Below are 21247 nucleotides of genomic sequence, written 5' to 3' on the forward strand. Positions count from 1 at the left end.
CCTAAATGCCTAATCCACCGGCAACAGCGCGGCAGCGACCTTGCGGCCTTCGGCCATCAGCACATTGTAGGTGCGACAGGCGGCGCCCGTGGACATGGCCTCGACCACCATCCCCTGGGCACGCCATTCCTGTTTGAGTGCGCGGCTGGGAAAGAACTGGGTCGCGCCGGTTCCCAGCAGCAACGTCAGCGGCTCGCTCGCCCCGGCGTCGAACAACGGGGCGAGGGACGCTGCGGTCACCGATTCCCAGTCCGAGACCGCCCAGGCCACCGTCTCGGTCGGGCGGACGATGACCGCGTGTTCATAGCGTTGGCCCGTGATGCGAAATCCGCCGGCGCCATAGGTTTCGATCACCTGGCGTCCGGCTGGGATGATCGGGGAGATATCCGCCATGCCAGCCTCCTTTCGCCGTCAGGGCGTGGCCGGAAGGTTGCCGTTCTCGTCGGCGTCTTCGCCGCCATTGCCGGACCCGCCCGCCATGCCGACCGGGGTCACGCCGGTCCAGAGCAGCGCCGGCACCGCCAGATAGACCGACGAATAGGTGCCGATGACGATGCCCCAGATCAGGGCGACACAGAAGCCGCGGATGACCTCGCCGCCGAACGCGGCCAGCGCGAACAGGGCCAGCAGCGTGGTGAACGAGGTCATGAAGGTGCGCGACAGCGTCTCGTTGATCGAGAGGTTCAGGAGGTCCGGCATGCTCATGCGCTTGTAGCGGCGCAGATTCTCGCGCACCCGGTCATAGACCACGACCGTGTCGTTGATCGAATAGCCGGCCACGGTCAGCACCGCCGCGACGGTGGCCAGGTTGAATTCCATGCCGGTCAGCGCAAACAGGCCGATAGTCGCCAGCACGTCGTGGATCAGCGCGCCGACCGCGCCGACGGAGAACTGCCACTCGAACCGGAACCAGACATAGGCGAAAATGCCCAGCAGCGAGACCACCACCGCGATGAACCCGGCTTCCTTCAACTCCTCGCCCACCGTGGGGCCGACGAATTCGGTGCGCCGGTATTCGATGCCGGGGCCGAGGGCCGCCTGCACCTTCTTGATGACGATGGTCTGGTCTTCGCTGTCCTGCTCCTGCACCCGGATCAGAACGTCGGTATCGGCGCCGAAGCGTTGCAACGAGACATCGCCGAGGCCGAGCCCGCCCAGCTGGGTGCGCAGGGCGGCGACGTCGGCCGGGCCCTGGGTGCGGATTTCAATGACGGTGCCGCCGCGGAAATCGATGCCGAAATTCAGGCCGGGCGCGATGGTCAGCGCAATGGAAGCGGCCACCAGCAGCAACGAGAAGGTCAGCGCGATCTTGCGCAGGCCCATCACGTTCAGATTGGGCTTTTCCGGGATCAGGCGGAGGAGTTTCATGACAGATCGGTCCTCTCGCGGCTCAGATCGGCAGCGCCTTGGGCCGCGTCCGCCGCAGCCAGGTGACAACAATGGCCCGGGTCACGAACACGGCCGTGAACATGGAGGTGATCAGGCCGATGGCCAGCGTCACCGCAAACCCCTTCACCGGCCCGGAGCCGAGGCTGAACAGCACGATGGCGGCGATCAGCGTGGTCAGGTTGGCGTCGATAATGGTGCTCATGGCGGTCCGGAACCCGGAATCGATGGCCGTGACCGGCGTTCGCCCGTTGCGCAATTCCTCGCGGATGCGCTCGTAAATCAGCACGTTGGCGTCGACCGCCATGCCGATGGTCAGCACGATGCCGGCGATGCCGGGCAGGGTCAAAGTCGCCTGTAGCACCGAGAGCAAGGCGACGATCAGCACCAGGTTCAGCACCAGGGCGATCACCGAGAATATGCCGAACAGGCCATAGCAGATGATCATGAACACCATGACCAGGGCCAGGCCGATGGCGCTGGCGAACTTGCCGGCCTCGATGGAATCGGCGCCGAGCCCCGGTCCGACCGAGCGCTCTTCCAGCACGGTCAGCGGCGCAGGCAGCGCACCCGCCCGCAGCAACAAGGCCAGGTCCTGCACCTGCTGGGTGGTGAACGAGCCGGAAATGATGCCGCTGCCGCCCAGGATCGCATCGCGAATGACGGGTGCGGAGATCACCCGGCCGTCCAGCACGATGGCCAGGGGCTTGCCGACATTCTGCTGGGTGGCGCGGCCGAATTTCTGGGCGCCGACCGTGTCGAACCGGAACGAGACGACGGGTTGGCCCTGCTGGAAGCTGGGCTGGGCATCGACCAGGCTCTCGCCGCCGACGATCACGCGCTTTTGCACGACGTATTCGGTCTGCTGGCCGGGCCGGCGCTCGTCCTGACCCGGCAGGATGACCGCGCCGGGCGGCAGGGCGCCCTGGCGGGCCTCGGCCGCGGTGGTGTTGGTATCGACCAGATGGAAGGTCAGCTTTGCGGTCTGGCCGATCACGTCTTTCATGCGCTGCGGGTCGTCGACGCCCGGCAACTGCACGATGACCCGGTCCTCGCCCTGGCGCTGGATGATCGGTTCGCGCGTGCCGGTCTCATCGATGCGGCGGCGGATGATCTCGATCGACTGGCTGACGGCCGAATGGCGAAGCTCGCGCAGGTCGCTGTCGCGCAGGGACAGGCGCACATGCCCTTCCGGCGTCGTCTCGATGTCCAGCGTCGGGTCTTCGTTCTGGAGCAGGCCGCGGACATGCTCCACCTGGGACGGGTCGAGCAGGTCGAACGAGACGCTCTGGGTCTCGACCTTCAGGTTGCGGCGACGGATCCGGTCTTCGCGGAGCGCGTTCCGCACCACGTCGGTCAGGCTCTCGACCCGCTCGCGCACCACCGCATCGGTCTGGACCTGCAACAGCAGGTAGGAGCCGCCGCGCAGGTCGAGGCCCAGATTGATGGTGCGGTAGGGCACATAGAACGGCAGTTGGGCGTCGGCATCGCCCTCGTCACGGCTCAGAAACAGGTTCGGTGCGGCGTAGGCGAAGCCCAGCACGCACACCAGGGCAATGAGAAGGAGCTTCCAGCGCTCGATATACAGCATGAGCCGCGACCTCTGACTTTCGCGAGTGGACTACTTCTCGCCGCGGATCTTGGAAAGGAAGCCCGACAGCCCGCCCTGGCCGGAACCGCTGCCGGTGTCGTTCGCCGGCTTGGACGGGGTCTTGGCGGCCTCGCCGGTGGGCGCGGATTTCGAGAGCACGTCGGCCACGGTGCCGCGGGCGATGCGCACGACGGTGTTCGGCGCGATTTCGACCTCGATTTCCTGCTCGTCGACGACCTTCGTCACCTTGGCGATGATGCCGCCGCCGGTCACGATCTTGTCGTTGCGGCGCAGATTGCCGATGGTTTCCTTGTGCTGTTTCACCTTCTTCTGCTGCGGACGGATCAGCAGGAAATAGAAGACGGCAAAAATCAGCACCAGGGGCAGGAAGCCCATGATGCTGCTGGCAGGGTCGCCGCCAGCCTGGGCGAAAGCAGGAGAAATCAGCATGGAAGCGCTCCCAAACGCTGTGCGATCCCGGCCCTTTGGCCGGAACCGGAGGTAAGGCGAAGGCGGGACTATAGCGGCGCGCCGTGCGGGCGCAAGGATAGCGCGCGCCCTGCGCGGCTTTGCCGGGGGGCGCCCGGGGCCCTGTTCGCCGCCAATCCGTGCGGCCTGCGCGGTTTGCGGCATTGACGGACTGCGACACCGACGCCTAAAGCCTCCGCCCCGATAGCGCTGCTTTGCCACCGTATTAAAGAGAGTTCGATCCGTGGATCAGACCGAATTGCTGCCCGTCCTGGCCCGCATCGCCGACGCGCTGGAACGCCTCGCGCCGGCAAGCGACACCCAGAACGATCTGTCCGCCGCCGACGCCTTTGTCTGGCATGCCGACCGCCGCTGGTTGCAGCCGGTGCCGAGCGTCAACCGGGTCGAACTGGAATTGCTGCAGGGCATCGAGCGGATGCGCGACATCCTGCTGGACAACACCCGCCGCTTCGCCCAGGGCCTGCCGGCCAACAACGCGCTGCTCTGGGGCGCGCGCGGCATGGGCAAGTCCTCGCTGGTCAAGGCGGCGCACGCCCAGGTCAACGGTGAGATCGACGACAAAATCCTGCTGATCGAGATCCACCGCGAGGATATCGACTCGCTGCCGGCCCTGCTCTCGATCATCAAGGCGGCCGGCCGGCGCGCCATCGTCTTCTGCGACGACCTCTCGTTCGACTATGACGACACGTCCTACAAGTCGCTGAAGGCCGTGCTGGAAGGCGGCATCGAGGGGCGGCCCGACAATGTTCTGTTCTATGCCACCTCGAACCGCCGCCATCTGATGCCGCGCAACATGATGGAGAACGAGCGCTCGACCGCCATCAATCCGGCAGAAGCGGTGGAGGAAAAGGTGTCGCTGTCCGACCGGTTCGGCCTGTGGCTCGGCTTCCACAATTGCAGTCAGGACGTCTATTTCGCCATGGTCGAGGGCTATGCCAAGGCGCACGACCTGAAGATCGATGCGGAAACGCTGCGCAGGGAAGCCGCCGAGTGGTCCGTCACCCGCGGCAGCCGCTCCGGCCGCGTCGCCTGGCAATATGTGCAGGATCTGGCGGGCCGACTGGGCCAGCGCCTCGGATAGAAACGTTGGGCAGGGGCGCGCGCCGCTTGCCGGGGGACAAGGGGCGCGACTAGGCTTTGGCAGCGCCCCATCAGCAGCACCGGAGTCCCCCGCCCATGTCCGCCCCCGACCTGACATTCGGCTGGTTTCTGCCCACCAGCGGCGACAGCACCAATCTCGGCGACCCGAAGGCCCGGATTCCGCAAAGCCCGGAACTGTTCGACGAGATCGTCGATGCGGTCGACCGGGGCGGCTTCCGCTACATGCTGCTGCCGGTGAACGCCTTTTGCTGGGAGGCGACGGTGATGGCGTCCTATTACATCGCCCGCACCCGGACCATGGCGCCGCTGATCGCGCTGCGCGCCGGCTATGCCAACCCGGTGCTGTCGGCTAAGATTTTCGCCACCCTCGACCAGATGAGCCGCGGTCGGCTCTGCATCAACCTGATCGCCGGCATCAACGACGACGACACCCATGCCGACGGCCTGTTCGACTCCAAGCAGGTGCGCTACGAGAAAATGGACGAGGAAGTGGAGATCATGAAGCGGCTCTGGGCCGCGTCCGAGCCCATTGGCTATAAGGGTAAGCATTATCAGGTGGATACGGTGATGCAGCCCACCGCCTACCAGAAGCCGCACCCGCCCTTCTTCCTCGGCGGCGGCTCCGACCAGGCGCTGGAGATCTCGGCCAAGCATTCGACCGTGCACCTGTTCTGGGGCGACCGCCCCTCCGGCATCGCCGAGAAGGTCAAGGACATCCGCGCCCGCGCCGAGAAATACGGCCGCGCCGACCACATCCAGTTCGGCATGCGCCTGCAGATCGTCTGCGAGGAGACGGAGGACCAGGCGTGGGAGGCGGCCTATCGCCTGATCGACGGTGCGACGCGGTTCAACCTCGCCAACATGCGGGCCGGCCAGAACTCGGCCGACGGCATCCGCCGCACGTCGGAGGCGAACCGGCAGGTGTGGAAGCTGCTGGAGGAAAGCGGCAACGACATGAAAATCCACCCGCATCTGTGGACCGGCATTTCCACCGTGCGCAGCGGCGCCGGCATCGCGGTGGTGGGCAATCCGGAACAGGTGGCCGCGACGCTGCAGGAATTCGTCGATGCCGGTTGCACCAGTTTCTGCCTGTCCGGCTACCCGCATGCGCGCATGGCGCGCGTGGTCTCGGAACGGGTGATGCCGTATTTCCAGGGCCGTCTCGCCGACAGCATCCCGCAGGCGGCCTGACCGCGCCGGAGCCCATCCCCGATGCAGCACAATCTTGCCCGCGGCATTCTGCTGCTGCTCGGGACCATGGTCATCATCGGCACCATGGACGCGCTTTCGAAGCTGCTGGTGCACGACCTGGCCGTCGGCCAGATTCTGGCGGTGCGCTATTGGATGTTTTTCTGCGTCGCGGCCTGGATGGCGCATCGCAGCATCGGCCTCGGTGCCGCCTATGCCTCGAAACGGCCCTGGGTGCAGCTGATTCGCTCCGGCATTCTGATGGCGGAGATGGCGTTGTTCATCCAGGCCTTCGTCTACATGCATCTGGGCGACGTGCACGCCATCGCCGCAGCGGCGCCGTTGCTGGTGATGGTCATGGCCGCGGTGTTCCTGGGCGAGCAGATCGGCCCGCATCGCAAGGCGGCGGTGGCCATCGGCTTTCTGGGCGTGCTGGTGATCATCCGGCCCGGCAGCGGCGTGTTCGGGTGGCCGGCGCTGTTGCCGGTGGCGGCGACGCTCGGCTGGGCGACCTATCAGGTGCTGCTGCGCCAGGTCTCCGCCTACGACCGGTCGGAGACGACGGTGCTCTACACCGCCACGGTGGGCCTGGTGGTGTATTCGGTGGCCGGCCTCGTGCTCTGGCAGCCGCCGACGGCGGAGCAATGGCTGTTGCTCGCCGGCGTGGGCGTGATGGGCTCGGCCGGGCACATCCTGCTGGTGAAGGCCTACGAGCAGGCGCCGGCCTCGGCCCTGCAACCCTACAATTACGGCCTGCCGCTCTGGGCGGTGTTTGTCGGCTGGCTGGTGTTCGACCACCTGCCCGACGCCATGACCTTTGCCGGCGGCGGGCTGGTGATCGTCGGCGGCCTCTACGCCCTCTGGCGCGAGCGCCTGCGCCGGGGGGAGGGGCTGGCCTAGCCGGCAGTGATCCCGGCAGCGGCTAGGGCGGCTCGGGCGCGGACGGTGCCTCCCTGAACACTGCCGCCACGTCCCGCGCGCCGTGGACGACGCGAACGACCACTACGACGTCGGCTTCGATGCGATAGAAGATGAGATAGGAGCGATGCGGCAGAAATCGCAGATCGGCGGCGATGTCCGGTCGGGCGGGGCCGAGATGAGGCTGATGCGCCAACTGCCGGCAACGTTCTTCCAGACTGGCAATGAACCGTGCAGCGGCTTCCGGATTCGACTGTTCGATATACCGGCCGATGGCGAACAGATCGTCTTCGGCCGCCGGCAGAATGCGCAGCCTCATTCGCTCGGAACGGTGCCGAACCGTGCGCGCAGCCTGTCGAACACGGCGTCGGCCTCGCGCGGCTCTCCGCTTTGCAGCCCTTCCTGCCACAGGCGGCGGACTGTCGCGACACCGTCGGCAGAGGCCTGGCGGTTGGCTTGCCAGGCCTCCAGCGCTTCCCGCAAGACCGCTTCCTCGTCGGCATAATCGCCGCTGGCGATCGCTGCATCGATCAGCGCCTGCAGGTCATCGGGCAGGGTGACGCCGTCCGGCATGAAAGAGCCTCTTGAAAAGTGCGGCCACGGTGGCTTCCGCGGCCGCACTCTAACACAATCGGGCTGCGGGCGCAGCGTCCGGGGGTAGGCGTCTCGCCTAACCCTCGATCACGGCGACTTCGTCGCCTTCTTCGACCGCGTCGCCCTCTTCGACCAGGATTTCCTTGACCGTGCCGGCGCAGGGGGCACCGACCGGAATCTCCATTTTCATGCTTTCGAGGATGATGATCGGGTCGTCTTCCTCGACTTTGGTGCCCACCGGGGCTTCGATACGGAAGACCTTGCCGGGAATCTCGGATTCCACTGTCGTTTCTGCCATCTTGGCGTTTCCTTGGGAGAGACTAGATAGAGGCTGGCGACGTTAACTGCCCCCATTCTCCCTGACAAGCACGTCAACACCCCGAGCCCGTCAACACCCAGGAGTGCCCGCGCATGAGCATCATCCGCTCGATCGACGACCTGCACGATGGCTATCGCCGATTCCGCGCCGGGCGGTTTCTCGAAGCCCGCGACCGCTACCGGCATCTGGCAGAGCAGGGGCAGCAACCCACCGTCATGGTCATCGCCTGCTGCGACAGCCGCACCGACCCGGCGCTGATCTTCGATGCCGGCCCGGGCGAGCTGTTCGTGCTGCGCAATGTCGCCAACCTCGTGCCGCCGCCCGCCACCGACAACGCCTACCGCTCCACCAGCGCGGCCATCGAGTTCGCGGTGACGGTGCTGAAGGTCGAGCATGTGGTCATCATGGGCCACGCCCAGTGCGGCGGTGTCCGCGCCTATGTGGACGGCGCCATGGGCGAGGCGGTGGCCGGCCGTTATCTGGCCCGCTGGGCCTCGCTGCTGGCGCCGGCCTACGATTCCGTTCCCGATGGCCTGGATGCGGACAGTGCCGCGAAGTCGCTGGAACGCCATGCGATTCGCCACTCGCTGGAGCAATTGAACGCGTTTCCCTTCGTGCGCGAGCGGGTCGAGGCCGGCACGCTCGCCACCCATGGCGCGTTTTTCGGCATCGCCTCCGGCGTGCTGGAATGGCTGAACCCGGCGGACGACACCTTCCGCCCGGTCGCCTGAGCGGGGGCCTCCCGCCATGGGCCGGCCGCGCGCCGGCGCGGGCCGCCGGACCTCGGTCTTGGTTTCCCGGCCCCGCCGGCGCTAATGTCCCGGGCAACCAAACCGTTGCCCCTGGGAGACTTGCGTCATGGCCGTGCCCTCCGACATCGAAATCGCCCGCGCCGCACATCTGCGCCCGATCGCCGAGATCGCCGCGAAGCTCGACCTGCCGGAAGACGCGCTGGAGCCCTATGGCCGGACCAAGGCCAAGATCGCGCTGAACCGCGTGCCCGGCCTTGCGGAGCGCCCGGACGGCAAGCTGATCCTGGTCACCGCCATGACGCCAACCCCGGCGGGCGAGGGCAAGACCACCACGACGGTCGGCCTCGGCGATGGGCTGAACCGCATCGGCAAGCGCGCGATCATGTGCCTGCGCGAGCCCTCGCTCGGCCCCTGTTTCGGCCAGAAAGGGGGTGCTGCCGGCGGCGGCTATGCCCAGGTCGTGCCGATGGAGGATATCAACCTTCACTTTACCGGCGACATGCATGCCATTGGTGCAGCCCACAATTTGCTGTCTGCCATGGTCGACAACCACATCTATTGGGGCAACGACACGGGCCTGGATGCCCGCCGCGTCACCTGGCGGCGCGTCGTCGACATGAACGACCGGGCGTTGCGCGATATCGTCGTCTCGCTGGGCGGCGTCGCCAACGGCTTTCCGCGCCAGACCGGCTATGACATCACGGTCGCCAGCGAGATCATGGCCATTCTCTGCCTGTCGACCGACCTGGCGGACCTGGAACGCCGCCTCGGCCAGATCGTCGTCGGCGCCACCCGCGAGGGCGAATACGTCACCGCCCGCGACCTGAAGGCGGACGGCGCCATGGCGGTGCTGCTGCGCGACGCGCTGATGCCGAACCTGGTGCAGACGCTGGAAAACAACCCGGCCATCGTCCATGGCGGCCCGTTCGCCAACATCGCCCATGGCTGCAATACGGTGCTGGCGACCAAGACCGGCCTGAAGCTGGCCGACTACGTCGTCACCGAGGCCGGCTTCGGTGCCGATCTGGGGGCGGAGAAATTCTTCGACATCAAATGCCGCAAGGCGGGGCTGCGGCCGGCCGCGGCCGTGGTGGTCGCGACCGCTCGCGCGTTGAAATTCCACGGCGGCGTCGCCCGCGCCGACCTGAACCACGAGAATGTCGCGGCCCTGCAGCAAGGGCTCAGCAATCTCGGCAAACACATTGACAATGTGGCGAGTTACGGCGTTCCGCCTGTGGTCGCGATCAACGGTTTTTCCGCCGACACCGCCGCCGAGCATGACGCCATCCTCGCCTTCTGCGCCGCCCGCGGCGTCGAAGCCGCGCTCTGCACCCACTGGGCCGATGGCGGCCAGGGCACGACCCGACTGGCCGAGATCGTTGCCGCCACCGCCGACTCCGGCAGGGCCGACTTCAGCCCGATCTATCCCGACGCCCTGCCGCTGGCCGACAAGGCCCGCACCGTCGCCCAGAAAATCTATGGCGCGGCGGATATCGACCTCTCCGGCGCCGCGGCGCGGCAGCTGGAACAGTTCGAGGAGAAGGGCTACGGCCATCTGCCGGTCTGCATGGCCAAGACCCAGTACAGCTTCTCCACCGACCCGTCGGCCAAGGGCGCGCCCACCGGGCACACGGTCGAAATCCGCGAGGCCCGCCTCTCGGCCGGGGCGGAGTTCGTGGTGCTGATCTGCGGCGATATCATGACCATGCCGGGCCTGCCCCGCACCCCCGCCGCCGAGGCCATCGGCCTGACCGCGGCCGGCGAGGTGGAGGGCCTGTTCTAGCCCGCCCGAACCGGTCCTCAACCTAGGTTATACGGCGGATTTCCTGAGCCTTTGAGCAATGGTCGTTGGGGCGGCTGCGGTCCACGTCATCGCCAGCAAGCCCGAATGGTCGGGCCTGTCCCACCGCTCGAAGGAGACTTAAGCGATGACTCAGAAACTGTCCCGCCGTGCCCTGCCGCTCGCCGCCATGGTCGGCGCCGTGCTGCTGCCGCTCGCCGCTTTCGCCGGCATGATGCCGGGCGACAGCCTCGGCAAGACCGAAGCCGATGTCCGCGCCGCCCTGACCCAGCAGGGCTACACGGTCGGCGATGTGGAGCGGGAAGACGGCGCCATCCAGGCGGAGGTGACCGCCAACGGCCAGGCGATGGAAGTCACGGTCGACCGCGACACCGGCAAGGTGGTTGCGGTCGAGCAGGACGACCATGACCCGGCGGACCGCGACGGCAAGGACGACGACGGCGCGGAGCGGGACGGCAAGGACCGCGACTAGCCGCGACGGCTGACTTTGGGCGGCGGGGATCCTCCGCGGGAGCCGCCGCCAACCTCCGACTTTCTCCCCTTCAGTGATTTGGCAGCGCCGGTCCGCTTGCAGGCCGGCCCTGCCGCTTGCGGGAACCGATCATCATGGCAAATTTCTCTCTCCAAGCCGTTGCCGTGCCGGCGGAAGCCGGCGGCGCGCCGGATCCGGGCGAAGCATCTCTCGGCCGCGAACTGTTCAACAAGGTTCCGGAAGTCACCGCGTATTTCTGGATCATCAAGGTCTTGGCCACCACGGTGGGCGAGACCGCCGCCGACTTCCTGAACGAAACCCTGGGCCTGGGGCTCAGCGGCACGTCCGTCATCATGGCGGCGTTCCTGATCGGCGTGCTGGTGCTCCAGTTCCGCCAGGATCGCTACAAGCCGGGCACATACTGGCTGGCCGTGGTGTTGATCAGCATTGTCGGCACGCTCATCACCGACAATCTGGTCGACAATCTGGGGGTCAGCCTGCAGACGACGACCCTGGCCTTCTCGGGCGCGCTGGCGGCGACATTCGCGCTCTGGTACGCGGTGGAGAAGACGCTGTCGATCCACACCATCTACACCAGCCGGCGCGAGGTGTTCTACTGGCTCGCCATCCTGTTCACCTTCGCCCTCGGCACCGCTGCCGGCGACCTGATGGCGGAGAAGCTGGCGCTCGGCTATGCCCCGTCGGCCCTGATCTTTGCCGGCGCCATCGCCCTGGTCGCCCTGGCCTATAAGGGACTGGGCATGAACGGCGTGCTGTCGTTCTGGCTCGCCTATATCCTGACCCGGCCGCTGGGTGCGTCCATCGGCGATTTTCTCTCGCAACCGGTCGACCATGGCGGCCTCGGCCTCGGCACCGTCGTCACCAGCGCCTTGTTCCTGGGCGTGATCCTGGCGCTGGTGATCTATCTGACCGTGTCGCGGGTCGACCTGCAAGGATCGCGCAGCATCGGTGTCGCCGATGAGCGGCTCGGGGTCGACGAATAGGCGGTGGGGCCGTTAAGCTACGTCACGATGCTAAACGGCCCTTGCCCACCCTGTCCCGAGCCCGCCGGCCCGGATCGTCGAAGGGGGCGATCCGGGCCGAAAGGTGAGGGACCCATTGCCGTTTCTTCGTGCCATCACCCAAAGGATCACGGCGCTCTGGGTGATCCTGGGGCTTCAGGCGGCCTGCGCCGCCTTTTTCCTTCTCGACGCGCTGTCCGACTGGATCTCGGCCCTGCGCGGAGTCGCGCTGGGGCTGACCTTTCGGGAAATCCGCCGCCTGCTGCGCCGGCAAAAGCGCATGGGTCAGCAACTCCGGGCGGCCTCCGGCGCCTTTGCCCAGCTGCTGGACGAGCATTTCGACGAATGGGCGCTGACGCCGTCCGAGCGCGACGTGGCCTTGCTGGCGATCAAGGGCCTGTCCATTGCCGAGATGGCCGCCCTGCGCAGCACCAAGGAAGGCACGATCAAGTCGCAGTGCAACGCCATCTACCGCAAGGCGGGCGTCAGCGGCCGGCTGCAACTGCTGAGCCTGTTCGTCGAGGAACTGGTGGCCGACGGCATGCCGGCCGGAACGGCGTCGCCGCCGCAGGGCGCGGCCTGACGCCGGGCCTTTTCTGCCGGCAAAGGCTGGCCTAGGCTTTCCGGCAAGCCATCAACACCGCTTGCCGGAGGAACCCCGCCATGGCCAAGACCGAGAAATTGCTGACCGAGGAAGTGCGCACCGGAGAAGGCATTGTCCGCGTGCTGGAAGAAGCCGGGATCGACATGATTTTCGGCATTCAGGGCGGCAATATGGGCCGCCTCTACGATGCCCTCTACGACCATCAGGATTCGATCCGCGCCGTACTGGTCCGCCACGAGCAACTCGCCAGCGTCATGGCCGAGGTCTATGGGAGGCTCACCGGCAAGCCGGGCGTGTGCACGGGCCAGGGCATTTTCATGCTGGCCAACGCGCTGCTGGGCACGCTGGAGGCGCATTTCGGCTCCTCGCCCATGCTGTTCCTGACCGATTTCTCGGACGTGCACCCGTTCACCCAGCACGCGCCCTATCAGAGCGGCACCGGCGACTATGGCGCCGCCGACACGCGCAAGGCGCTGGAGGCGGTGACCAAGACCACCCTGGTCGCCAACCATCCGGCCCAGGCGGTGCACGCGACGCAGCTGGCGATCAAGCACGCGCTCAGCGGCGAGCGCGGGCCGGTGGGTGTGCTCTATCACTCGCAGGCGCTGGCCGGCACGGTCGATCCGGACGCGCGGCCCTTCCTCTATTCCACCAAACACTATCTGCCCGAGCCGCAGCCGGCCGACCCGGCCAGCATCCGGGCCGCCGCCGCCGCACTGCGCCAGGCCGAGCGGCCGGTGATCATCGCCGGCAACGGCGTGCGCGTCGCCGGCGCCTATCACCAGTTGGAGGTGCTGGCCGGCCTGATCGGCGCGCCGGTTGCCACCTCGGCCTCCGGCAAGGGCGTGTTTGCGGAAACCGGCGACTGGGCGCTGGGCGTTTGCGGCAATTTCGGCCAGCCGACCGCCAACCATGTCATCGGCCAGGCGGACCTGGTGCTGGCCGTCGGTACGCGCCTCGGCCCCGCAGACACGGCGAACGAGAACCCGGCCCTGATCGACCCGGCCCGCCAGACCCTGATCCAGATCGAGATCGAGCCCAAGAACGCCTCGTGGAGCTTCCCCTGCGACGTCACCGTGATCGGCGATGCCAAACTGGCGCTGGCCCAGATCGAGCGGGAGATTGTCGCCGAGGGGGCGCCCACGTCCGCGGTCCTGGCGAAACGCAAGGCCGCGCTGGATGCGGCGCGCGAGGCTCACAATTTCTTCCGCGGTCCGGACTATGACTCGGACGAAGCGCCGATCATGCCGCAACGCCTGTTCAAGGAAATCCTGGCGGCGACCGACGACGATGCCATTTTCACCCTCGATGCGGGTGAGAACCGGCTGTTCTCGGTGCATTACTTCCAGTGCAAGAGCGCCGGCAGCATGCTGATGCCGGGCATTGGCGCCATGGGCTATGCGGTGCCGGCGGCCCTGGCGGCGAAGCTGGTGTATCCCGGGCGTCAGGTGGTCTCGATCTCCGGCGACGGCGGGTTTTCCATGGCCATGAACGGCATCATGACCGCCCGCGACGAGAACATTCCCATCGTCTCCGTGATCCTGAACAACTCGGCGCTGGGCTGGGTCAAGCACGGCCAGGGCAACCGCACCATCGCCAGCACCTTCGCCGAGATGGACTTTGCCGCCATCGCCAAGTCCATGGGCGTGCACGGCATTCGCGTCACCGACCCGGCCGAGCTTCCGGGCGCGCTCGCCGAGGCGCTGAACAGCGGCCGGCCGACGGTGGTGGACGTGGTCACCAGCTTCAAGCCCACTTTCCGCGACGTCACCAGCCCGCTCGCGGCGGGGTAGGGGCTCCCCGCCCGTGCCCAGCTTTCCCGGACGGCGCGCAGCGTCGATCCGGGACCTCTCGGTGGATGGAGCCATGCCGGCGGAGCCTCCCCGGTCGGAGGTCCCGGCACTTCCCCCGCCTGCCGGCGGGCTCCGGCCGGGAAAGCGAGGGGTTGGAGAGACGGTTCCGGCATTCCGGGCCGCTGGCTGACGGCCCGGCAGATTGCCGGGAAGGACTTTTGCGCCGTCGCCGCCCCTGCTGCCGCTAGGCGGCGAAGGTTGCGTTGGAGTAGGAATGCGCCTGCATAACCATCAATAACGACAGCAGGAACCGCGTCATGGCCGTTCGCCCCGTCGCTCGCATCGTCACCGCCCATCAACAGAAGGAGGGGGCGGGTTTCCTCGTGCGGCGGCCGGTGCCGACCGCCGGGCTGGACCAGGTCGACCCGTTCCTGATGCTGGACGAGGTCGGCCCGGTGGAATACGCCCCCGGCCAGGCCCTCGGCGCGCCGGACCACCCGCATCGCGGCTTCGAGACGGTCTCCTACATTCTGGCCGGCGAAAAGCTCCACGAGGACTCGACGGGCAAATCCCAGCTCATCCGCGCCGGCGACGTGCAGTGGATGACGGCGGGCGCGGGCATCATCCATTCCGAACTGCCGGGGCCGGACTTCAAGGCGAGCGGCGGCCTCGCGCATGGCTTCCAGATCTGGGTGAACCTGCCGGCAGCGGCCAAGTTCGCCGAGCCCGGCTACCAGTATCTGCCCGCTGCCGAAATTCCCCGGGCCGAGAGCCCCGACGGCCGCATCGCCGTCACCGTCGTTGCGGGCGAGGCCTTCGGCGTTCGCGCCGCCATCGGCACGCACACGCCGATCTGGCTGCAGGATTGGCGCGTCAGCCCCGGTGGCGCGGCGGAAATTGAGGTGAATTCGAGCTTCAATATTGCGGCTTATGTCTTTGACGGAATGGTCGGTTTCGGACCGGATGGTGTCATGGTCGGGCGCGGGCAGATGGCCGTGTTCGGCCCGGGCGACCGCTTTGCCGTGCAGGCGGGCGAAACCGCCGGCCGCTTCCTCCTGCTCGCCGGCGAGCCGCTGAACGAGCCGGTGGCGCGCTATGGCCCCTTCGTCATGAACACCAAGGACGAGGTCATCGCCGCCATGCAGGACTTCCAGACCGGCCGCATGGGCGTCATCCGCCGCTGATCGGGCGTGCGCTGCTGCGTCCCGGAGCCTGCGAAGCGGGCGTCCGGGACCGGTTGATCTCACGAACACCGGCGGCGGCAGTGTTCGAAGGATGACGCCGGCCCCGGGTCTCGGCTCCGCCTCGCCCGGGGAATATCGGGCCGGAAGGGGAGTCTGATCGTCAAAACCCCGCGCTTGCCCGCATCGTAGCTCCAACCAACCTCACCCAGCCTTGGCGATCACCTCCTCGCCGAAGCGGGCGAGATGGTCCTCCAGGTCCGGCAGGAACGGGTCGAGCGGCAGCACCAGCCGGCCGGCACCCAACGCCTTGCGCTCCGCCACGGCTTCCAGCGGGTCCTGGCCGGAGCCCGGCAGGGCGCCGGGGCAGCCGAGCGTGATCTCGATCGCCGCCGGGTCGCGGCCGGCCTTCACCGCTTCCTCGCGCATCAGGTCCAGCACCGGGCGAAAGTCGGTCTGCATGCCGGTCGCCGGGAAGAAGCCGTCGCCATAGCGTCCGGCGCGCCGCGCCGCGAACTTGGTATGGCCGCCGATGACGAACGGCACCCGGCCGTTCGCCGGCTTCGGGTTGCAGTTGACGTTCTGGAAGTTGATCAACTCGCCGTCGAAGCTGACATCGTCGCCGCTCCAGAGTGCGCGCATCGCCTGCATCGCCTCGTCGGTGTAGCGGCCGCGGGTCTTGAACGGCACGCCGAGCGCATCGAACTCCTCTTCCAGCCAGCCGACGCCGACGCCCAGCATGATGCGGCCGCCGCTCATATGGTCCATCGTCGCCAACTGCTTCGCCAGCACCAGGGCGTTGCGCTGCGGCAGGATCAGCACGCCGGTCATGAATTTCAGCGTCGTCGTCACCGCGCTCGCGTAGCTCATCCAGGCGAGCGGGTCGGGCATGGCGATTTGCGGCGTGCCCATCAGCTTGCCGGACGAGTGATAGGGGTAGACCGAGGCATAGTCCGACGGGATCACCACATGCTCGATGGCCAACACGGATTCGAACCCGGCCTTCTCCGCGGCCTGCACCAGCCGCTTGGCGCCGGGGCCGTCGGGAAAGGCGAGATTGCCGAAATGCAGGGCGAATTTCATGGGGCGGACCTCCTGTCTCGTTGAGACGGGAGCCTACGCCGCCGGTTCGCTGAACTGCAAGGCGTGCAGATGGGCGTAGAGGCCGCCTTCCTCCAGCAGCGCCTGATGCCGGCCCGATTGCACCACCCGCCCGGCCTCCAGCACGTGGATCACGTCGGCGTCGATGACGGTGGAGAGGCGGTGGGCGATGACGATGGTCGTGCGCCCCTGCATCAGCCGGGCGAGCGCCGTCTGGATTTGCCGCTCGCTCTCCGTATCCAGGGCGCTGGTGGCCTCGTCCAGCAGCAGGATCGGCGCGTCTTTCAGGATCGCGCGGGCAATGGCGATGCGCTGGCGCTGGCCGCCGGAAAGCTTCAGGCCCTGCTCGCCGACCACGGTGTCGTAGCCGGCGGGCAGATCGGCGATGAACCCGTGCGCCGCCGCCGCCCGGGCGGCCGCCTCGACCTCGGCCTGGGTCGCGTCCCAGCGGCCATAGCGGATATTGTTCGCCACCGTGTCGTCGAACAGCACCACCTCCTGGCTCACCACCGACACCGTATCCCTGAGCGAGGCGAGGCTCACCTCGCGCACGTCCCGGCCGTTGACCGAGACCGTGCCCGCCTGCACGTCGTAAAATCGGGGGATCAGCGCGAATATGCTGGACTTGCCGGCCCCGGACGGCCCGACCAGCGCCGTGGTCCGCCCCGCCGGCGCCTCCAGCGAGACGCCGTGCAGCGCCTGGTGCTCGCCGTCATAGCTGAACGCGACGCCCTCCAGCCGCACCGCCCCGGCCTGGCGCGGCAGGGTCGCGGCACCGGGCTTGTCGGTCACGCTCGGCAACTGGTCCAGCAGGGTGTAGACCCGCTCGGCCGCGGCCAGCCCTTCCTGAATGCGGGCGTTCATCTTCCCCAGCGCCCGCATCGGCTGGTAGGCCATCAGCATTGCCGCGATGAACGAGAAAAAGGCGCCGGCCGTGGTGTCGCCGTCGATCACCCTGAGGCCGCCATAGACGATGATCGCCGCCACCGCGACGCCGCCCAGCGCGTCGATGATCGGCTGGGTCGCGGCCTTGGCCAGGGCCGAGCGGTAGCTGAGCTCGAAAATCCGGCGGATCAACGTGCCGGCGCGCTCCTGCTCGTGCGCTTCCATGCGGAAGGCCTTGACCGTGCGGATGCCCTGGAAGGTCTGCCCCAGCCGGGCCGTGAGCGCGCCCATTTCCTCCTGCGTCTCGCGGGTGATGGTGCGCACGCGCTTGCCCAGCATTTGCAGCGGCCAGATGGTCAGCGGCGCGCCGGCAAAGGCGATCGTCGCCAGCAGCCATTCCTGGTAGAACATCAGCCCCACCAGAAAGGCGATGGTCAGCGCATCCCGGCCGATCACCACCACCGCGTCGCTGACCACATAGCGCATGGTGTTGACGTCATAGGTGAAGCGCGAAAGCAGGGTGCCGGAATGGTGGCCCTGCAAGGTGGCCACGTCCTGGTGCATCAGATGGCCGAACAGCCGGGCCTGGATGTCGGCGACGATGCGCTGGCCGACATAGACGACCAGCGTCTCCTGGGCGAAGGTGGCGGCGCTGCGCACCAGAAAGGTGAGCATGACCGCCGCGCCGATCCACCAGATCATGCCGCGGTTCTGGTTGACGAACAATTCGTTGATGACCGGGTCCAGCAGCCAGGCGGTCAGCGAGGTGGTGCCGGCCACGACCACCATGCACACCGCTGCCACGACCAGCCGCTTGCGGTAGGGGGTCACCGAATCGCGCCACAGCCGTTTCAGCAGCGCGAACGAGTTGCGGTCGGCCAGGGGGTGCGGGGCGCGCGTCGCCATCCTATATCCTGTCTCATCGGTACCGGCCCGCCTTGTAGCCGCTTCGCGCTGCGGCGGCGAGGGGTGTTGCCGCCGCGCCCCGGACGGTCTATCCGGGCAGCCCCTGCCGGCCCGCGCGCCCGGCCAGAACGAGGTGCCTGTTTCTTGGTTCGCGATTTGCCCACCACGGCCCTGCCGGCCCCGCCGCTCGACGCCGCCAAGCGCCGCTGGGCCGAACGCAATATGAGCCTGGTCGACCATGGCTGCCTGCGTCTGGTCTACAGCAACCGCCACCCGTTGGACGGGCAGATGTGGCGCTCGGCCCAGCCCGGCCGGCGGGCGCTGGCCTGGGCGAAGCGCAACGGCATCCGCACCATCCTGAACCTGCGCGGCGAGCGGCTGAACTGCGGCACCTATCTGACCGAGCGCGACGCCTGCCAGGAACTGGGCCTGCGCCTGGTCAACTTCCCGATTCGCTCGCGCGGCATGCCGGAGAAAGAGACCGCGCACGCCATGGCCAGCGTGTTCGAGCATCTGGAATACCCGGTGCTGATGCACTGCAAGTCCGGCGCGGACCGGGCCGGGCTGATGGCAACGCTCTACCTGCACCTGCACAAGGGCGAGCCGATGGAGGTGGCCATGCGCCAGCTCTCGTTGCGCTTCGGCCATGTGCGCTATGCCCGCACCGGCATGCTGGACTTCTTCCTGGAGCGCTACTGGCGCGACACCGGCGGTGACCGCACGCAGTTCCTGCGCTGGGTCGACGAGGTCTACGACCCGGCGGTGTTCACCCGCGAATTCCACGCCAGCGGCTTTGCCAGCTTCCTGGTCGACCGGATTTTGCACCGGGAGTAACGCCGGCGGCCTTGGTCTTCGACGCTTGAGTTCCCCGGGCGGTGCGGAGCGCCGATCCGGGGCCGCTCTCTCTCGCGAACACCGCCGGCGAAGGTGTTCGCATGAAGGCGCCGGTCCCGGCCCTCACCTCCGGCTCGGCCGGGAAACACCGGTGCCCGAGCGCGCGGCGATCGGGTCTCACACCCTCACGCAAACGCCTTCAGGCGCGCCGCGGTCTCCTCGGCCAGGGTGCGGACCAGGTCGGCGGCGGCCATCTCGCGGGTCAGGCCGACATTCTGGCCGGCCCAGAGCGCCTGGTAGGCGCCGTCGCCCTTCGGCCCCAGCGGCGCCACCAGCGAGCGCTGGGCGGGGTAGGGGGCAACCTCGCCTTCCATGTCCGCCAGATCGTCCAGCAGGCGGTTGCGGATGGCGCGGGCCGGCTTGCCGGAATGCAGGCGCGTGACGCGGGTGCTCTCGTCGCCGGCGCTCGCCAGCGCGCGGCGGTGCGGCTCGCTGATCTTGCTTTCGGCATTGCGCAGGAAGGCGGTGCCGACCTGCACGGCGCTGGCGCCCAGCATGAAGGCGGCGGCGGCGGTGTGGCCGTCGACAATGCCGCCGGCGGCGATCACCGGCACACTCACCGCGCGGCAGACCTGCGGCAGCAGCGCGAACAGGCCCGGCTGGTTGAGCTGGTCGCCGCCGAGGAAGGTGCCGCGATGCCCGCCCGCTTCCAGCCCCTGGGCGATGATGGCATCGACGCCGGCGGTCTCCAGCGCCCGCGCCTCCGCCACCGTGGTGGCCGTGCACAGGATAAAGGCGCCCGTCTCCCGCACCTGTTGCAGCAGGTCCTTGTCGGGCAGGCCGAAATGGAAGCTGACGACCGCGGGCTTCTCCAGCGTCAGCATGGCCGCGTGCTCCGGCCCGAACGTGCCATAGGGCACGGTGGGCTCGGGCACATCGCCGGCGTTATGATCCTGGTAGAACGGGGCCAGCCGCCGGCGCATGTGATGGCCGGTGCCGGTCACGTCGCCGGGGGAGTCGTGACAGAAGAAATTGGCATTCAGCGGCTTCTCGGTCATCTGCCGGAAGCGTTGGATTTCCGCCGCCGCCACCTCCGCCGTCGACGTCCCCAGTCCCAGCGATCCGAGCGCCCCCGCCTCGCTGACCGAGGCGGCCAGCGCGGGGGTGGTGGCACTCGCCATCGGTGCCTGGACGATCGGGTAGGTTAGGCCCAGGCGGTCTGTCAGCGCATTGCGAGGCAACATGGCGGCGGCGGCTCCTCGGGTTACGTGTTCAGGAAGTTCAGGGCGAGGCCGGGGCGGGGCCAGTCGACGGCGACCAGCTTGCCGTAATAGCTCTGGGTGATGAACGCGGTTTTCAGGTCCGGGCCGCCGAAGCAGATATTGGTGCAATAGGGGTCGCCCGGCAGCGGCACATGCTCGACGCTGGCGCCGTCCGGCGTCATCACCGTGATGCCCGGGTCGAACAGGGTGGCGATGCAGATGCGGCCGTCGGCCTCCACCGCCAGGCTGTCGAAATTGCGGAAGCCGCTGGTGTTGGCGACGAGGCGGCCGCCGTGCGGGATCGGCCAGGGCTGCTTTTTCACCACGCCCGGCGCCTCCAGGTCGAACGCCCAGAGCCGGCCGGTCCAGGTCTCGGCCACGTACAGCGTCTTCTCGTCCGGCGAGAGGCTGGTGCCGTTCGGCGTGATCAGCGGATAGGCGATCTCGGTGATGTGGCTGCCGTCCGCCTTGGCGTAATAGATGCCGGTGCGGTCCCAGTCGCGCTCGCGGGTCTTGCCCAGATCGGTGAAATACATGCCGCCCTGGCTGTCGAACACGATGTCGTTCGGGCCGCGCAACTGGGTCTCGCCGCAATGGGTGTAGAGCGTTTCGACCTTGCCGGTCTTGATGTCGACCGCCTGGATCGAGCCGCCCTTGTAGTCGTCGGCCTGGGCGATGGAGCGCATGCCGCCATCCTCGCCATAATGCCATTTGAAGCCGCCATTGTTGCAGATATAGATGCGGCCGTCCGGCCCCATGGCCGCGCCGTTCGGCCCGCCGCCGGTTTCGGCCACCACCTCGGTCGAGCCGTCGGGGTTGCAGCGGGTGAGCGTGCCGCGCTCGATCTCCACCAGGATGACCGAGCCGTCGGGCATGGCGATGGGGCCTTCCGGGAAGCGCAGGCCGGTGGTGACGACGCGGGCCCTGGGCTCGGGCGCGGTGGTGTGCCGGGTGGGGGAAGACATGGGGGCGTTCCTCTTCGGGGGCATGGCATTTGTCGTGATGGACGGGCACTATAAGCCCAACCCAAGGCGAGGAGCGAGTGCCC

General features: G+C 67.8%; 22 protein-coding genes. 11 read left to right on the plus strand and 11 right to left on the minus strand.

Annotation, left to right across the window (positions count from 1 at the left end; genetic code table 11):
- Nucleotides 1–9 precede the first annotated feature (9 nt).
- From H6844_08215 to yajC, 4 genes are read right to left on the minus strand one after another with little or no spacing between them, the layout of a single operon-like run.
- Nucleotides 10–393: an Mth938-like domain-containing protein gene (locus tag H6844_08215; protein MCB9929385.1), complete on the minus strand. Its 384-nt coding sequence runs from the start codon at nucleotides 391–393 to the stop codon at nucleotides 10–12.
- Between the two features lie 18 nt (nucleotides 394–411).
- On the minus strand, nucleotides 412–1368 hold the full coding sequence (gene secF, locus H6844_08220) for a protein translocase subunit SecF (protein MCB9929386.1): 957 nt from the start codon (nucleotides 1366–1368) through the stop codon (nucleotides 412–414).
- Between the two features lie 22 nt (nucleotides 1369–1390).
- Nucleotides 1391–2977 carry a protein translocase subunit SecD gene (gene secD / locus H6844_08225; GenBank protein MCB9929387.1) on the minus strand — a complete coding sequence of 529 codons (1587 nt, stop codon included), beginning with the start codon at nucleotides 2975–2977 and terminating at the stop codon, nucleotides 1391–1393.
- A gap of 30 nt (nucleotides 2978–3007) precedes the next feature.
- Complete coding sequence (gene yajC / locus H6844_08230) at nucleotides 3008–3427, minus strand: preprotein translocase subunit YajC (protein ID MCB9929388.1); 420 nt, start codon at nucleotides 3425–3427, stop codon at nucleotides 3008–3010.
- 262 nt (nucleotides 3428–3689) lie between these two features.
- Here yajC and H6844_08235 point away from each other — a divergent pair, with 262 nt between their 5' ends.
- From H6844_08235 to H6844_08245, 3 genes are all read left to right on the plus strand, one after another.
- The gene (locus H6844_08235; GenBank protein ID MCB9929389.1) at nucleotides 3690–4547 is read left to right on the plus strand and encodes an ATP-binding protein; all 858 of its coding nucleotides are present in this window, start codon (nucleotides 3690–3692) and stop codon (nucleotides 4545–4547) included.
- Nucleotides 4548–4642: 95 nt separating this feature from the next.
- Complete coding sequence (locus H6844_08240; protein MCB9929390.1) at nucleotides 4643–5758, plus strand: LLM class flavin-dependent oxidoreductase; 1116 nt, start codon at nucleotides 4643–4645, stop codon at nucleotides 5756–5758.
- A gap of 21 nt (nucleotides 5759–5779) precedes the next feature.
- On the plus strand, nucleotides 5780–6655 hold the full coding sequence (locus H6844_08245) for a DMT family transporter (GenBank protein ID MCB9929391.1): 876 nt from the start codon (nucleotides 5780–5782) through the stop codon (nucleotides 6653–6655).
- A gap of 22 nt (nucleotides 6656–6677) precedes the next feature.
- On the opposite strand, the gene H6844_08250 is transcribed toward H6844_08245, so the two are convergent.
- The 3 genes from H6844_08250 to H6844_08260 form a co-directional block, all read right to left on the minus strand.
- Complete coding sequence (locus tag H6844_08250; protein MCB9929392.1) at nucleotides 6678–6992, minus strand: type II toxin-antitoxin system RelE/ParE family toxin; 315 nt, start codon at nucleotides 6990–6992, stop codon at nucleotides 6678–6680.
- Complete coding sequence (locus H6844_08255; GenBank protein MCB9929393.1) at nucleotides 6989–7246, minus strand: type II toxin-antitoxin system ParD family antitoxin; 258 nt, start codon at nucleotides 7244–7246, stop codon at nucleotides 6989–6991. Before H6844_08255 ends, H6844_08250 begins: the two co-directional genes overlap by 4 nt.
- Nucleotides 7247–7343: 97 nt before the next feature.
- Nucleotides 7344–7565: an acetyl-CoA carboxylase biotin carboxyl carrier protein subunit gene (locus H6844_08260; protein ID MCB9929394.1), complete on the minus strand. Its 222-nt coding sequence runs from the start codon at nucleotides 7563–7565 to the stop codon at nucleotides 7344–7346.
- A gap of 119 nt (nucleotides 7566–7684) precedes the next feature.
- Between H6844_08260 and H6844_08265 the strand changes: the two genes are divergently transcribed.
- From H6844_08265 to H6844_08295, 7 genes are all read left to right on the plus strand, one after another.
- Nucleotides 7685–8317 (plus strand): carbonic anhydrase, encoded by a 633-nt coding sequence (locus tag H6844_08265; GenBank protein MCB9929395.1) that lies wholly within the window; start codon nucleotides 7685–7687, stop codon nucleotides 8315–8317.
- A gap of 127 nt (nucleotides 8318–8444) precedes the next feature.
- The gene (locus H6844_08270) at nucleotides 8445–10121 is read left to right on the plus strand and encodes a formate--tetrahydrofolate ligase (GenBank protein MCB9929396.1); all 1677 of its coding nucleotides are present in this window, start codon (nucleotides 8445–8447) and stop codon (nucleotides 10119–10121) included.
- A gap of 145 nt (nucleotides 10122–10266) precedes the next feature.
- Nucleotides 10267–10611 carry a PepSY domain-containing protein gene (locus H6844_08275; protein MCB9929397.1) on the plus strand — a complete coding sequence of 115 codons (345 nt, stop codon included), beginning with the start codon at nucleotides 10267–10269 and terminating at the stop codon, nucleotides 10609–10611.
- Between the two features lie 134 nt (nucleotides 10612–10745).
- Entirely contained in the window at nucleotides 10746–11615 is an 870-nt protein-coding gene (locus H6844_08280; GenBank protein MCB9929398.1) for a hypothetical protein, read from the plus strand.
- A gap of 115 nt (nucleotides 11616–11730) precedes the next feature.
- Nucleotides 11731–12216, plus strand: a complete 486-nt coding sequence (locus H6844_08285) for a helix-turn-helix transcriptional regulator (protein MCB9929399.1) — start codon at nucleotides 11731–11733, stop codon at nucleotides 12214–12216.
- A gap of 80 nt (nucleotides 12217–12296) precedes the next feature.
- Complete coding sequence (locus H6844_08290) at nucleotides 12297–14030, plus strand: thiamine pyrophosphate-binding protein (GenBank protein ID MCB9929400.1); 1734 nt, start codon at nucleotides 12297–12299, stop codon at nucleotides 14028–14030.
- Between the two features lie 317 nt (nucleotides 14031–14347).
- Nucleotides 14348–15214, plus strand: coding sequence for a pirin family protein (locus H6844_08295; protein ID MCB9929401.1), 867 nt, complete (start codon nucleotides 14348–14350; stop codon nucleotides 15212–15214).
- Between the two features lie 201 nt (nucleotides 15215–15415).
- On the opposite strand, the gene H6844_08300 is transcribed toward H6844_08295, so the two are convergent.
- Complete coding sequence (locus H6844_08300) at nucleotides 15416–16294, minus strand: LLM class F420-dependent oxidoreductase (GenBank protein ID MCB9929402.1); 879 nt, start codon at nucleotides 16292–16294, stop codon at nucleotides 15416–15418.
- A gap of 33 nt (nucleotides 16295–16327) precedes the next feature.
- On the minus strand, nucleotides 16328–18103 hold the full coding sequence (locus H6844_08305) for an ATP-binding cassette domain-containing protein (protein ID MCB9929403.1): 1776 nt from the start codon (nucleotides 18101–18103) through the stop codon (nucleotides 16328–16330).
- 144 nt (nucleotides 18104–18247) lie between these two features.
- Here H6844_08305 and H6844_08310 point away from each other — a divergent pair, with 144 nt between their 5' ends.
- The gene (locus H6844_08310) at nucleotides 18248–18937 is read left to right on the plus strand and encodes a tyrosine-protein phosphatase (protein ID MCB9929404.1); all 690 of its coding nucleotides are present in this window, start codon (nucleotides 18248–18250) and stop codon (nucleotides 18935–18937) included.
- Nucleotides 18938–19122: 185 nt separating this feature from the next.
- Here H6844_08310 and H6844_08315 read toward each other — a convergent pair whose 3' ends face one another.
- Nucleotides 19123–20181: a nitronate monooxygenase gene (locus H6844_08315; protein MCB9929405.1), complete on the minus strand. Its 1059-nt coding sequence runs from the start codon at nucleotides 20179–20181 to the stop codon at nucleotides 19123–19125.
- 20 nt (nucleotides 20182–20201) lie between these two features.
- Entirely contained in the window at nucleotides 20202–21164 is a 963-nt protein-coding gene (locus H6844_08320; protein ID MCB9929406.1) for an SMP-30/gluconolactonase/LRE family protein, read from the minus strand.
- Nucleotides 21165–21247 lie beyond the last annotated feature (83 nt).

The sequence above is a fragment of the Alphaproteobacteria bacterium genome (assembly GCA_020638555.1).
GTDB lineage: Bacteria > Pseudomonadota > Alphaproteobacteria > Bin95 > Bin95 > JACKII01.